Raw genomic sequence first — 14219 nt, 5'->3', positions numbered from 1 at the left:
CCCGGAGATGCGCATGAAAATTTTGGTGATTGAAGATGAAGCCAAAGCGCGCGATTACATGCGCAAAGGATTAACCGAAGCGGGATTTATCGTGGATGTGGCGGAAAACGGACAAGATGGTTTGTTCTTTGCCCAGGAGCATCATTACGATCTGATTTTACTCGATGTGATGATGCCCGGCATGAGCGGCTGGGAGGTGATGGCCGCGCTGGATAAACAAATCCATACGCCGGTCATTTTCCTCACTGCTAAGGGCACGCTGGAAGATCGCATCAAAGGGCTGGAACTGGGAGCGGATGATTACCTGGTGAAGCCCTTCTCGTTTGCTGAACTGCTGGCGCGCGTACGCACCCAGTTAAGACGCGGCGGCCAACAGAAATTGCCCGATCTCTTGATCCTCGCCGATTTGCAACTCGATATCCTTAAACGCCGGGTTGAGCGTGCGGGTCAACGCATCGACCTCACCAATAAAGAGTTCAACCTGCTGCATCTGTTTATGCTGCATCCCGGCGAAGTGTTGACGCGCACGGTGATCGCCTCCCGCGTATGGGATATGAATTTTGATAGCGACACCAACGTGGTAGACGTGGCAGTAAAACGCCTGCGCCAGAAAATCGATGGTCCCTTTGCCCAACCGCTAATTCACACCGTGCACGGAGTTGGGTATCGCTGCGAAGCTGAAGCATGACGAAACTTTCGCTCGCCACCCGCTTATCCGTGCTGCTCAGCATCACGGTGATCGTGATTTTTGCCCTGAGCGGCTTTGCGCTGTATCAGTCGCTGGCGAAGCAGATTGGTGTCCGCGATGACGCGGCCCTGCTGACGCGCATCGACCAGATACGTACGTTGCTGCGCGATGAAAACGCCATTACGCTAATCCAGCAAAAACCGCGCTTGTTTGCCAATATGCTGGGCAACACAGAATCCTTGCTGGTGCTGCGCTTTCCCGGTCAAGCCCCGCTGATTGTGGTCAATCCCGGCGCACGCCCCCTGCCGGACATCGCGCCCGTGCCCGCCGATCAGCCACTGAGCCTGGCCTCTGTACATCACCAGCAGGCAGAGGACGGCACGCCTTTTATTTCTGCCGCCGCTTTAGCCCCCACGCGTGATGGCAACGGGCAAATTGAGATCATGACTGGCCGCCTGATGAGCGATCGTACCCAAACGCTAAATAGCTATCGCGACCAGATCATTGTATCGACCGCATTGGCTGCGCTGCTGGTCGCAGCATTAAGTATCTGGCTGGTTCGGCGCGGCTTGTCGCCATTACGTCGGCTGGCAGCAGAAACCGATGCTATCGATGTGCGACGTTTATCACACCGCATCCAGTTCAGCGATGCGCCGACTGAACTGCAACCGCTGGTCGCCGCCTTCAACCAGATGCTCAGTCGCCTGGAAATGGGCTATCAACAACTCAGCCAGGTTTCGGCAGATATGGCGCACGATCTGCGCACCCCGATTGGTACCTTGATCGGCCAGACCGAAGTGGCGCTCAGTCAGCCGCGCAGCGTGGGCGATTATCAGGCGTTGCTGGGTTCCAACTATGAGGAGCTGGAGCGATTGGCGAAGATGATCGATAACATGCTGTTCCTCGCTAAAGCGGAAGACGCCAGCCAGGCGATGGATTGGCAGCTTATCGATTTGGCACAGCTGGGCGAGAAATTGCAGGACTATTTTGATGGCATGGCCGAAGAGCATGCGATGCGGTTGGAGATGCGTATGCAGGGAGAATTAAGCGCCGATCCGCAACTGTTGCAGCGTGCACTGGCAAATCTGATGGCGAATGCCTTGCGCTATGGCGAGCGAGAATCAACCATTCGCGTGCTAAGTGCGGAGCGCGATCAGGGAATCGAATTGGTGGTGGAGAATGACGGTGCGCCCCTCAGTGTCGAGCAGCAGGCAAGAATGTTTGATCGCTTCTGGCGCGCCGATGCATCACGCCATCAAAGCAGCAGCGGGCTGGGGTTGTCGATTGTACGCAGCATCATGCGCTTGCATCACGGCAGTTGTGCGGTGAGCAGTGAAAACGGGGTGAATCGGTTTAGTTTGCTGTTTCCACATTAAATCTGAATGGTGCGATGTTTGCCTGGCAGCAGCAGAAGGGGTCTACACGTCCTCCGGTATTTTCAGCCAAACAAAAAGCTGCCACTTTTAACCGTGACAGCCTTTGCTATATGGCCTCTAGTGAAGAGCCTTGCACCACGACGGCTTAAATAAAGGTGAAAATCTCTTCGCGCGGCAAACGTGATTTTGGCAGCGCCGCATTGAAATCTTCGTCGCTGCGATAACCCAGCGATACCAGTACCACGCTGGTAAAGCCTTTCTCACGCAAGCCTAACGCCTGATCCAGCGCACGTTGATCAAAACCTTCCATCGGCGTCGCATCAATCCCTAACATCGCGGCACCTAACAGCAAACCACCGAGCGCCAGGTAAACCTGTTTTTCCATCCACTGCGGGATATCACGCTGCTCATAACGGTGCATGTCGACATAGCCACGGCGGCTCTTATCCTGACCGGCTTTACCTTCGGGTTTGGCAAAACGGCCATCCTGCTCTTCCTGCGCCAGCACATTTTGCAGATGTGCGTCATCCAGATCGGTGCGCATGCACAGCGCGATCACATGGGAAGCATTGAGCACTTTCGGGCCGTTATAGACAAACGCACCGGTGGTGGATTGTGCTATCTGCTCACGTCCTTCCGGCGTGGAAGCCACCACAAAATGCCACGGCTGAGAGTTGACGGAAGACGGGCTGTTGCGCAGCACGTTGAGCAGCGTTTCGATCTCTTCCTGCGGCAAGCTTTTACCACTGGCAAAGGCTTTTACGGTGTGGCGACGAGCCACTGCGTCATTAAGTGTCATGGTGTTCTCCTGAAGGGATAAGTGACAAATTGGCCATACCTTACCCGCCGCGCTTACACAGCGGTTAACGAATTGTGTTTCAAAGAGTTAAAAGCCACTCAGCACGATTTTTCCGCGTGCGCGACCGCTTTCGATCAGCGCATGGGCTTTACGCAGATTCGCCGCGTTGATGGTGCCATGATGTTCACCTGCGGTCGTTTTCAGTGTCTGGTCATCGATCAGTTGGCTTACGCGCTGCAAGATGTCGTGTTGACGCTGCATGTCGCTGGTCTGGAACAGTGAGCGGGTAAACATCAGCTCCCAGTGTAGCGAGATGGCTTTGCGTTTCAGCGGCACCACGTCCAGCGTTTCCGGATCATCGATCAGTGCCAGTTTTCCCTGCGGGGCCAGCACGTCCACCAACTGTGGATAATAGCTATCAGTGTGCGTCAGTGATGCCACATAACGCACCTGTGGATAGCCAATCGCCGCCAGCTGTTCACCCAACGGCTGCTGGTGATTCACCACATGATGCGCACCCAGTGAACGCACCCAGTCTGCGGTTTCTGGACGCGAAGCCGTACCAATCACCGTGAGGCTGGTCAGTTTGCGCGCCAGCTGCGTCAGGATCGATCCCACGCCACCCCCTGCACCGATAATCAGTAAAGCCGCATTGTCTTCTGCCTGCACTTCCAGACGGTCAAACAGCAGTTCCCATGCGGTCAGCGACGTCAGGGGTAATGCAGCGGCATCGGCATCACTGAGGGTACGCGGTTTATGCCCGGCAATGCGTTCATCCACCAGCCCATACTCGGCATAACTGCCTGCACGCGTAATATCGCCCGCGTAAAACACTTCATCGCCCGGCTGGAACAACGTAACCGCCTCGCCCACCGCTTCCACCACGCCGACGGCATCCCAACCCAGAATGCGCGGTTTATCCGTTGGCGCACCGTTACGCACTTTGGTGTCCACCGGGTTAACGGCAATCGCGTGAATCTTCACCAGCAAATCGCGCGCGCCCGGCTGCGGTTGGGCAACATCCAGTTCATACAACGCATTTTCATCGGAAATCGGTAAACCATTTTGGCTATAAACAATCGCTTTCATCCAGCCGTTCCTCAATTCATCAGGGTGTTAGGTAATTTGAAGTCAGCATAGCGGCCAGCGCGTTGAGGAAAAATGCCGATTGCACAGCAACACTTTCACTCTTAGAGTGAAAATCCCTGCGTGTTTTGACGATGAGTAAAGAAATGATCCGACTGGAAGATGTCACGCTGTTTGTGCGATCGGCGGCACTAGGCAGCTTTTCGCGCGCGGCCCGTGAAGTGAATTTGCTGCCGGGACAAGTGAGCGCCGCGATTCAGCGACTGGAGCGAGAACTGGATCGCCGCCTGTTTGCACGATCCACACGGAGTCTGCGCTTGACCGCTGAAGGTGAAAAGTATCTGCCGTACGCGCAGGAGATGCTCAACCTGGTGCAAGCGGGCGCCGACAGCCTGCAAAGTCATGAAGACGCGCTGAGCGGCGAGCTTAAAATCGCGATGCCTTCCGATATTGGCCGCAACATTCTCTTGCCGCTGATCACCGAGTTTTGCTGTGAGCATCCTGCCTTATCGGTTCGTTTATCGTTATCCGATCAGATCAGTGATGTGTTCCGCGATCCGGTAGATATCGCCATTCGCTACGGCAAACTGGAAGACAGCAGCTATGTGGCATTACCGCTCGCCGAGGACAATCGCCGCATCATGGTGGCTTCACCAGCCTATCTCGACCAACATGGACGCCCGCAACAGCTGGAAGATTTAGCACAACATCATTGTCTGCCGTTTGTGATGGGCGGCCACGTCTACGACAAGTGGACCTTCCCGCAGGAAGGTATGCGCCGACAAATCACCGTCAAAAGTCGCTTGCTGTGTGATGACGCCGAAGTGGCGCGGCGTTGGGCTATCAGTGGCATGGGCATCGCGTATAAATCCTGGATTGATGTCTGTGAGGATATTCAGCAGCACCGCCTGGAACGGGTGCTGCCTGAAATCCCCGGTGAAAGTACGCCGCTGCATTTAATCTGCCCGCATCGCAAGCAGTTCTCTCCCGCTATTCGGGCGCTACATGGCGTATTGCGGATGCATTTGCGGGCGATGACCGCGCAACTGTGATAGCTGTAAATGTGCAGAGCTTATGCGAACTTGCGGTTTTGATTGCCTCGTGAGCGGCTTTATCATTTTTGAAAATTGATAACACCTTCAGGGACTCACATGCGCAAAATGACAAAGACAATTCTCGCTTCACTGCTTTTCTTCTCGCTGCTTGCCAACGCCAGCGCCGAGGAGACACTTCGCATCGGCTATCAAAAATCCTCTACCTTGCTGACACTCATTAAGCAGCGTGGCGACCTGGATAAGGCCCTCGCCGATCGCGGTATTAAAGTGACATGGCACGAGTTCACCAGCGGTTTGCCGCTGCTGGAGGCGCTGAATCTCAACAACGTTGACCTGTCTGCTGACGTGGCCGATACCGTGCCGGTGTTCGCGCAAGCGGCAGGTGCGGACCTCACGTATTACGCACGCGAGACGCCCTCTCCTGAGGCTCAGGCCATTCTGGTTCCGGCCAACTCCAGCATCAAATCACTGCAGGATTTAAAGGGTAAAAAGATTGCCGTCACCAAAGCGGCTGGCAGCCATTATCTGCTGATCGCCGCGTTGCAAAAGGCGGGACTAAAATTCAGCGATGTTACACCTGCATGGTTGACGCCTGCCGATGGGCGTGCCGCGCTGGAACACGGCAGCGTCGATGCATGGGTGACATGGGAACCCTTTGTGACCAGTTCCAAAGTGGAACAGCACACTCGCGTGCTGGTGAGCGGCAAAGGTCTCGCCAGTTACCAGCGCTACTATCTGGTGTCGACGCCTTACGCGCAGAAGCATCCTGAGGTATTGGGCATTGTGTATAAAACGCTGGATCAGGAAGCACAATGGCTGAAAGCACATCCGACAGATGCCGCAAAGATTCTCTCTCCGCTGTGGGGTAATTTGCCGTTGGCGACGGTGGAACAGGCCAATCAGCAACGCAGTTATCAGATCGAGCCGGTGAAGAAGAGCGATCTGGCTGAGCAGCAAAAGATTGCGGATGCGTTTTATCAGGCGAAGTTGCTGCCGAAAGCGATTGATGCCCAGGATGTAGGTACCTGGCAGCCGCAGGCGAAATAATCGCTCTACCAGATAATGGTCTACTCAGGCAGGCTGCCATCGGTGAGGTCCGCAGAACGCATTGAAGCTTTGCCCGGCGATGCCGATAGACGTATCAGGCTTTCTCAAAGCCGTTTCAGCCCCCCATTAGTCGTTTTAAAGGAGAGCAAGATGGATGTATCACAGATTACTTCACTGGCTATCGGTCTGTCTAACATGGACCTCAGCAGTAAGGTGAGCACCATGGTACTGAAAAAGACCCTGGATAATCAGCAGTCTATGGCAGCGGGAATTCTTAATTCGATTCCGCAACTGCCGGCAAATCCCGCTGTTGGCCGCAACATCAATACCACCGCATAAACTCACGTTGCATCGTTGCACTCACTGAACGACCTCCGTTAGCATGTGTTTTTTGACCACTCCCTTTCCAGGGAGTGGTTGCTTCCTGGCTTCACCTCAATAGATGAACATGACCTTTATCGCATGGTCTGGCTTTGCACCCTTCATCCGACCATTTGCCGTTAGATAATACAGTTTATAGGTAAGAAACAATGACAGTTCAGCATGAACCCTACTGGAACCGAATGGTTCCCGAACTCACCGTAACGGACTTTACTGCCTCACTGCATTTTTACACTGAAGTATTGGGATTCCAGATTATGGTCAGACGAAGCGATCCCGAATTTGCTTACATCAACCTCGGCGAAGCACAACTGATGCTTGAGCAGTATCACACCGAAGGCTGGAATACTGCTGAACTCGTCAAACCGCTGGGGCGCGGCGTAAATTTCCAGATTGAGGTGGACGATATTGAGTGTGTGCTGACGCGGGTGAGGAAATATGGCGTGCCGCTGTATCGGGATTTGCGCGAAAACACTTATCATATTGGAGATACCACGGCTTGCCAGAGAGAGTTTCTTGTTCAGGATCCGGATGGCTATCTTTTGCGTTTTTGCCAGTTTATTGAGTGAGTGTATTTACAGGGCAGATTTGTCAATGGGCTCGGGGTCATTCCACCACCGAGCAATGTCTTTATCAGTAAGCTTTCAGCTTCAAACATCTCAGGCCATCTATCATCGTATGGCACAACAATAATTTTCCGCATAAATACATCCTCTCTGCCGTGGTTATTTACCATCACAGCACTGTTTCGCCCTTTCCTGTAATCCTGATAACGTTAAATTACCTGAGCTTTTTGCACATAAAGACACTCAACGGATCTGCTGCATATGGGAGGAATGCATCGCATGTCTCGTAACCACATCTACGATAAAGTGCTATAGCCGGTTGCTGGTGAATCCCTGTCTCAAGCAGCAAGATGCCCGAATTCTTTTCTGAAGCCATCGTCTCGATTGCAGTGACAATTTTTTCTCCGAGCTTCCTGCCCCGGTATTCCGGTCGAATATAAACCCGCTTAATCTCAGCTGAGCCGTTTTCCTGGAGTAGCAGAGCACCACAGCCTACAGGTGAGCCACTTTCATCACGCACGATAACGCACCGGAGTTGCTTGTCAGTAACTGTTGAAAGATCCAGGCAGTGATTACTCTCTGCAGGATACAGTTGGCTTTGAAAGGCATCTAGCTCGCTCACCAGCCACGTGAGGTCAGAATCATATTTGTCTACTTCTGAAATGCTGAACATGCATTATCCTCGTTTCAGTTTTAACTACGGAATCTACCATAGTGTTCCACCTATTTCGGCATTCAGTATTTAACATACGGGTTCGTTTGCAAGTTCCGTTGTTGGTAAGAAGCTAGCCTGTACGCAGCGCAAGATCTGCTAGGAGCGAACAGGAGACGTAAAAGCCCCCTACCCACGTTGTGGATACGACCCCGGGATGAATTCTGGCTTTAAGTTTTCAGGGCTATAATCCCCCCTGGATTATGAGTTAAAACTAACTATTGAAATGTCAAACGTGAGTTAAATCACTCATCATCAGTTATTGGAATCAAATTGAGTTGCATATAGCGTACTGCTTCTCGTTGTAAATCATCCCAAGAATTAGTTGAATGTTGTTTTATATTAGCAAGAGCATTCTGACAGCCTAGAGCATTACAATTATCCTGTTTACTCTCATTGAAGACTTTTTGTCCGTCATGAAAATAAACCACTTCCTCTGCTGACATGCTTTTTTCATTGTCAGTGGATAGAAAATAAATTGAAGCAGAGTATTTAACTAATTTTTCATTATAGAGATACCAGCTTTCAGTTCGTATCGGTAGTCGCTTTCCTTCAGGATACGCTGCATCAAAACGGATACGCATCCTAAATAACTTAAAAGGTCCAAATGCCTGTAAGGCAGCATAAACCCCTTCATCGTTTCGCTGATACCATCGATCCATCTCTTTATTGACAGGATGGAGCGCCCCCGATTTTTGGGTAATACCTTTAGTTGTAGAGTAATCTATATTAGCTTGTGCAGCCGCTATTCTGGCAGGTGGCAAATGTCCAGTCAGAACCGTCGATTTCTCATTGGCATATACATTAACTAGTGAGCAAGGCCGATGCATAATACTGGTTAGACGCAAATTTTTAAAATTTGTACCCAAAAGTGTTACAACCGGAATAGTGGTATCAGGATAGCCATAGGGGGTAGTGACAAAGAGACACCCTTGACGTTCATTAACAGGACTTTGTGTTCTTCTTATATCCTGGCTGACAAGATACCTAAATGATGATGAACCTCTGAATTCACGGGCAAACTCCAGGTCTTTTTCAGGCAAATTTTTTATTGCCGCAAGATATCCGGGTTGTTGGTAGAGTGATGGATATAGTTGCACGTACAATTCAGCAAGCACATAGTCACCATCCAGCGATACCGGCATATCAACCCCTAAAATAGATGGATTATCAGTTTCTGGTTTCAGTGTATAGTTGCGGGTCTCATCTTTTGATGTATATTTGTATCCTGGATCAGGGAACGTAACGACTCCACTCATTGTTGAAAACCAATGAAATTTACGAGTAGTTTGTCTGTATGTCGCCGTAACAGTAGCCCTCTTTGTCAGACTTTCCAATACAGACTTGTTTTCATCATCAGAAAGCACAGGTGAATAAAGATCACTAACCCCAAAAATGAAATGCAGCGTTTTATTTTCCACTGCAAGGCAACTTGATGATGGCAATATTAAAAAAATCAATATTGCTGATATCGTATTCTTCATTCCATTATCCCTTTATGCGCTTCATGTCCCGCTGGGATGTTATCACAAACAGATGAAACTACAACACTCCAGGATATCCCCGATGTATACGGTAGCAAAAAACCAGAATCAGTTTATACAGTGTAATACATTCTATCGGTGTAAATTTCTTAGCCTCCCATTTAAAACGCTACGCTATTTTCCACATCTACTTTGGCATAGAGCGTACTGTGCGCAGGTTAGCGTCCTGATCCGCGTTGAGCGGACGTTAATTTTGCATAATTGCAAGGGGCTTCAAAAGATGTGATGACCTATAACATCGGGAGATAAGAACGAGATAACTAGACAAAGTTATCTATCGGTGCAACTGCAATCGCGGTTTAATTCAGATAGTTTAACAATAGGCTACGGCCAATACTATCTTTTCTAGAAATTCCAGAGCGCTTTCCAGTTAAAGCTTTAATCAGGTGCATTCTTAATATAGCCGAAATAAGTACGAATACTTTCACGATGCCGGGTTGTTATTTCTCTATACCGATTAATTAAGAAATAACCATGATTAGTAAAACGATTGCAAGCAAGATAAATAAAACCTAACCCATCCAGACCTGCACTAAATAAAATTTCCGCATCCTTTCATTTTGAGTAAGACACCCTAACTGAGGCAAAAGTGCTTTGTAGCGGTTATATCACCTGAATAGTTAGCCCAGTAAAAGGCGCTTTACATAAAATAACGACTAAAACGTCCGCTCCATGCACAAAACGGACACCCACAAGGTTGCAGCACTGCAATTAACGAACGTCGCTCCTACCTGACTCCACAAAGAAGACCACTGCGTCCAAGTTGACAGCACTCGAAGACAGGTGGCATGAGATGTATTTCGCTGATAACGTGAATATCTTCGTGAACATGTGCAGCACGCAAAGGGCTCTGCATAAACACCCCAAATCGAGGTTAAGGATGATTTCACTGGGTTTTGTGTCAAAAAAAATGCTTGCCAATTGGAATGGCGCCCCGCTTCACCTGCCTGATTTCCAGTTCCACGAAAAACACAGCGCTGTAATCAAAACGAACTGCCCTGAAAAGATCATGCCGCTTATTAAGTCATTCGATCTTGAGCAGGATTCTGTCATCCGGGCATTGATGTCGATACGACAGTTGCCCCAGAAGTTGCAAGGCAAGGCGCCTAAAACCCATGATGATGAATTCGGACTGCAAACGTTCACGCTTCTTCACGCGTCTGATTTAGAACTTTGCTATGGGTTAAGAGGAGAGTTTTGGCGCGCAGACTTTGGCCTGGAAAAAATTTCTAACGCTGAAGAGTATCAGCAGCCCGCGCGGCCGGGTGCTGCTAAGCTGTTGCTGCGCTATCAAGTCAATCTTATCAATGACAGCCAATCCGAACTTATCACTGAAACGTTCATTCACTGCCCGGATAAAGCTTCTCATTGTAAGATGGCGGCTTATTGGCTGGCGATCAGAGCGGGGAGTGGTCTAATCCGACGCAGAATGTTGAGTTCAGTTAAGCATGAGCTGGAAATACCCTCATAAAAGGTAAACGGAATGATTTCTAAAGAGAATGCTGAGCATTATGTATGGGGTGATAGCTGCGACGGTTGGTATTTAGTCAATCGTCAGGACATGCTGATTATTCATGAGAAAATGCCTCCTGACACGCGTGAAACGCGTCACTTTCACTCAGTGTCCAGACAATTCTTCTTCGTTCTGCAAGGCGTATTGACGATGGAACTGGAAGGTGAAAAACATGAGATTAACGCCCAGCAAGGTCTCGAGATCGCCCCAGGGTTGAAACACCAGGCCAGGAACGACAGTGGATCTCCAGTGGAATTTCTTGTTATCTCCCATCCAACACCACGAGGGGATCGTACTGATCTTTCAGCATGCTGAGTTTCGCTTATGATGAACCCTCGACCCTGCATGAAGCCAAATCATGAATCACGAGCAAGAAGCTGAACATATTATTGATCTGTACAGAGAAGGTGCCGAAGTCTGGGATAACCACCGTACTCAGCATTTCATCGAGCAGCACTGGCTGGCGCGTTTTCTCGAGTTGATCCCTGCAGGCGGAGAGATTCTGGATGTCGGCTGTGGTGCGGGTATTCCGATTGCACAGTACTTTTTGCAAAAGCAGTTCAAAGTCACGGGCGTGGATGCTTCCGAGCCGATGATCGCCCGCTGTCGGGAAAGGTTCCCACAGGCGCAATGGCACATTGCCGATATGCGCACGCTGGAACTCGAGAAGACCTTTAATGGCATCATCGCATGGGACAGCTTCTTCCATCTGACACGCGACAACCAACGGGCGATGTTTCCGCGCTTTGCTCAGCATGCTCAGGTCGGTGCTGGCTTAATGTTCACCAGCGGCCCCGATGATGGTGAGGCGATGGGCACTTTCCTTGAACGTCCGCTCTATCATGCCAGTCTGTCTCAAGATGAGTTCCGCCAACGGCTGTCGGATAACGGCTTCAGCGTGGTTAAGCAGGTGACTGAAGATGCGACCTGCGGTGGCAGAACGGTTTGGCTGGCACAGAAACAATGAAACTGCTTAAAGCGCGAAATCCACGTGCTGCCCGCCAGGCATATTCACGCCAATCGTTAATTGCCCGCCCAGCGCCTCGACATAACGCTTTAAAGTGGCAATTTTCAGGTCTTCGCCACGCGCCTCAATTGCTGCAACCGAAGGTTGGGCGATTCCCATGGCTTCCGCTTGTTGTTTTTGCGTTTTATGAAGCGCCTCGCGTAACTTATACAGTTGGGAATCCAGGCGCATTGCCACCACTTTATCATTGACCTGTACAAGTTCCTCAGGCGTTAAATCCGCCATCAGGTCTTCTAACGTTTTCATTTTGTAGCCCCTTAATTCGTTGCCTAAAACACTTCACACCATTCATCCTTCTATACAAGGATATATATTACAATCTATATTGAACCATTCCTGACTAATCAGCAGTCAAGTGCTATAAACGAGAGCCCGCTTCATTAGTCCTGCGCATTCTTGTCGCGTTGTTTCAAAAATTTCAGATACATACCCGAAAATGAGATGGCTTTACCACACGTTGACGGGAGTGCTTAACTAATCACCTCCCCTCAATCATCCCCCACATCCCTGCAAACACTCCGCTCAGACTTTTGTTTCCCACTTCCGAAAGGTGGTTATCGTCTCGATACAGCGGCACATTCTCCCTCGCTCCGTAGCAGAAACGGCTGTCACATAACCCCTGCGTGGCATCCAGCAAGGTAACGTTGGGCGAAAGCGCCGCGATATTGTTGAGCATTGCCAGCGCGTCCTGATGCCGTGCTTGATAGTCGGCACGAGATTGCTGAATGGTCAGCGCTTTGCCACGCATCGCATCGCGTGACATGCGATAAATGACGTCATAACCAAATTCCGGCACCGGCGTCATGATAAAGACTCGGTGATGGCTGGCGAGTTGTTTCACTGCGGCACCAAAATGCCGTTGATAGGCGGCGATGGAACTGCCGTCCTGCCTGAAACTGTAGGTGGGTGCGCTGCTGCCGTTGCCATACTCGCCGTGCAGATAAAACGACATGCGATTGATGATCAATACCGATGCCTTGGGATATTTGCGTTCGATATCAGCCATCGCCGCCTTCACAAAACCACCGCAATCAGGGCTGGCGCTGCGTTGAATATCCGGGACCGAAGGGCAACCAGACTGTGCGATGAATACCACGCCATCCTGCGTACTGGCGCTATCCACAATCGAGGACAACATCGCGGCGGCGTGGCTATCACCCAGTACCACCAGATTCACCCGACTGGCATCGCCAAACACGCACTGTGGTGATGTGATGCCGCTGAGCACAAAGCAATTTTTAGCCAGCGTAAAACGTTGCTGCGAATAGTGATCGATTGAGGCCACCACTGCGGGCGCACGTGAAGGGATTCCCGCCCTCGCTACGATCGTCACCCCGAACAACATCACCACAGCAGCCTGTCCTAGCGCGATATAGGTTTCCCGGCTGAACCAGCTTTGCCTGTTCTCAACCCAGACGTAAGAAGCCCAACCAGCAGCCAGTGACAGCAGGATCAGCACCAGCTGGCTGACAAACGTGACCGGCCAGTCCGCCAGATGCCAGAACACCCACAAGGGCCAATGCCATAAATAGATCGAGTAAGACGTTTTGCCGATGTGCTGCACGACGCGATGATTTAACCACCGACTGTTCTGTACCCCCGCGTGAAGAATCAACGCGGTGAACATCACCGGTATCAGCGTCATGATGCCAGGCCAGGCGATGTTTTCATCAAACATTAACGCACATAATATCAGTGACAAAATACTGACTGGCGGAACCCAACCCTGCTCGCTCAGTTGGGTTTTAGGTGCCAGATACACTAATCCGCCAACCAGCATCTCCCACGCGCGGGTGGGCAACAAATAATAAGTGGCGGTGAGATGATAATCAGTGGCGACCATCGCCAGTACTAATCCAAACGACAACAGCGCAGCGATACCCATCGCCCAGGCAAATTGCTGACGCAAGAAACGTGCGGTAAACATTAATGCCAGAGGTAATAATAAATAAAACTGCCACTCAACGCTTAATGACCAGGTATGCAGCAGCCATTTATACACCGAACCGGTATCAAAATAACCGCCCTGTTTGAAATAGACCACATTAGAGATAAAACTAAGGCTGGAAACCGCGTGCTCCGCCATGCGCTGATACTCCGCGGGCGACATCAAAAAATAACCCATCAGCATTAATATTGCGCACAGCACCATTAATGGCGGGATAATGCGTCTACAGCGCGCCGCATAAAATGCCATCAGCGAAAATTTCTGATTTTTAGGTCGTGACAGAATAATACTCGTCATTAAATAGCCAGAAATAACAAAGAACACATCAACGCCGAGGAATCCCCCGCTAACATGGGTAAAACCAAAGTGATAGAGGAGGACTAACATCACCGCATAGGCACGCAGCCCGTTAATGTCAGAGCGGAAAGTCATGGGAATAATCCGTGAAAGAGGTTTTCAGGATTATGTAAAGATTGT

General features: G+C 50.4%; 15 protein-coding genes. 9 read left to right on the top strand and 6 right to left on the bottom strand.

What is annotated here, in order from left to right:
* Positions 1–13 precede the first annotated feature (13 nt).
* Both IAE30_RS18830 and IAE30_RS18825 read left to right on the top strand, forming a co-directional pair.
* Entirely contained in the window at positions 14–688 is a 675-nt protein-coding gene (locus IAE30_RS18830) for a heavy metal response regulator transcription factor (protein ID WP_045833257.1), read from the top strand.
* Complete coding sequence (locus tag IAE30_RS18825) at positions 685–2064, top strand: heavy metal sensor histidine kinase (protein ID WP_200680669.1); 1380 nt, start codon at positions 685–687, stop codon at positions 2062–2064. The genes IAE30_RS18830 and IAE30_RS18825 overlap by 4 nt, the downstream gene beginning before the upstream one ends.
* A 145-nt stretch (positions 2065–2209) precedes the next feature.
* Here IAE30_RS18825 and IAE30_RS18820 read toward each other — a convergent pair whose 3' ends face one another.
* Entirely contained in the window at positions 2210–2863 is a 654-nt protein-coding gene (locus IAE30_RS18820; RefSeq protein ID WP_045833255.1) for an oxygen-insensitive NAD(P)H-dependent nitroreductase NfsB, read from the bottom strand.
* Between the two features lie 87 nt (positions 2864–2950).
* Entirely contained in the window at positions 2951–3952 is a 1002-nt protein-coding gene (locus IAE30_RS18815) for a zinc-binding alcohol dehydrogenase family protein (protein ID WP_200680668.1), read from the bottom strand.
* Positions 3953–4095: 143 nt separating this feature from the next.
* Here IAE30_RS18815 and IAE30_RS18810 point away from each other — a divergent pair, with 143 nt between their 5' ends.
* The 4 genes from IAE30_RS18810 (at position 4096) to IAE30_RS18795 (ending at position 7001) form a co-directional block, all read left to right on the top strand.
* Positions 4096–5001, top strand: a complete 906-nt coding sequence (locus IAE30_RS18810) for a LysR family transcriptional regulator (RefSeq protein WP_045816833.1) — start codon at positions 4096–4098, stop codon at positions 4999–5001.
* Positions 5002–5109: 108 nt separating this feature from the next.
* Positions 5110–6051: an aliphatic sulfonate ABC transporter substrate-binding protein gene (locus IAE30_RS18805; RefSeq protein ID WP_234472797.1), complete on the top strand. Its 942-nt coding sequence runs from the start codon at positions 5110–5112 to the stop codon at positions 6049–6051.
* Positions 6052–6201: 150 nt separating this feature from the next.
* Positions 6202–6390 (top strand): YjfB family protein, encoded by a 189-nt coding sequence (locus IAE30_RS18800; protein WP_045816831.1) that lies wholly within the window; start codon positions 6202–6204, stop codon positions 6388–6390.
* Positions 6391–6581: 191 nt separating this feature from the next.
* Positions 6582–7001, top strand: a complete 420-nt coding sequence (locus IAE30_RS18795; protein WP_234472796.1) for a VOC family protein — start codon at positions 6582–6584, stop codon at positions 6999–7001.
* A 211-nt stretch (positions 7002–7212) separates the two neighbouring features.
* Here IAE30_RS18795 and IAE30_RS18790 read toward each other — a convergent pair whose 3' ends face one another.
* Positions 7213–7671, bottom strand: coding sequence for a GNAT family N-acetyltransferase (locus IAE30_RS18790; RefSeq protein WP_200680666.1), 459 nt, complete (start codon positions 7669–7671; stop codon positions 7213–7215).
* A gap of 284 nt (positions 7672–7955) precedes the next feature.
* Positions 7956–9194, bottom strand: a complete 1239-nt coding sequence (locus IAE30_RS18785; protein WP_200680665.1) for a hypothetical protein — start codon at positions 9192–9194, stop codon at positions 7956–7958.
* An 853-nt stretch (positions 9195–10047) separates the two neighbouring features.
* Between IAE30_RS18785 and IAE30_RS18780 the strand changes: the two genes are divergently transcribed.
* The 3 genes from IAE30_RS18780 to IAE30_RS18770 are packed head-to-tail and all read left to right on the top strand — an operon-like array spanning position 10048 to position 11734.
* On the top strand, positions 10048–10725 hold the full coding sequence (locus IAE30_RS18780) for a hypothetical protein (RefSeq protein WP_370585623.1): 678 nt from the start codon (positions 10048–10050) through the stop codon (positions 10723–10725).
* Between the two features lie 12 nt (positions 10726–10737).
* Positions 10738–11082: a cupin domain-containing protein gene (locus tag IAE30_RS18775; RefSeq protein WP_200680663.1), complete on the top strand. Its 345-nt coding sequence runs from the start codon at positions 10738–10740 to the stop codon at positions 11080–11082.
* Positions 11083–11125: 43 nt separating this feature from the next.
* On the top strand, positions 11126–11734 hold the full coding sequence (locus IAE30_RS18770; RefSeq protein ID WP_200680662.1) for a class I SAM-dependent methyltransferase: 609 nt from the start codon (positions 11126–11128) through the stop codon (positions 11732–11734).
* A 6-nt stretch (positions 11735–11740) separates the two neighbouring features.
* Here the strand turns inward: IAE30_RS18770 and IAE30_RS18765 are convergent, their stop codons facing one another.
* Together IAE30_RS18765 and IAE30_RS18760 are read right to left on the bottom strand one after the other, a co-directional pair.
* On the bottom strand, positions 11741–12040 hold the full coding sequence (locus tag IAE30_RS18765; protein ID WP_200680661.1) for a helix-turn-helix domain-containing protein: 300 nt from the start codon (positions 12038–12040) through the stop codon (positions 11741–11743).
* A 232-nt stretch (positions 12041–12272) separates the two neighbouring features.
* Positions 12273–14174 (bottom strand): acyltransferase family protein, encoded by a 1902-nt coding sequence (locus tag IAE30_RS18760; protein ID WP_200680660.1) that lies wholly within the window; start codon positions 14172–14174, stop codon positions 12273–12275.
* Between the last annotated feature and the right edge of the window lie 45 nt (positions 14175–14219).

Origin of the sequence: Pantoea sp. S61, from assembly GCF_016625145.1 — a bacterium.
Taxonomy (GTDB): domain Bacteria; phylum Pseudomonadota; class Gammaproteobacteria; order Enterobacterales; family Enterobacteriaceae; genus Pantoea; species Pantoea rwandensis_B.
The sequence above is the reverse complement of the archived record's forward strand: the minus strand, read 5'-3'. Positions and strand labels throughout refer to the sequence as shown.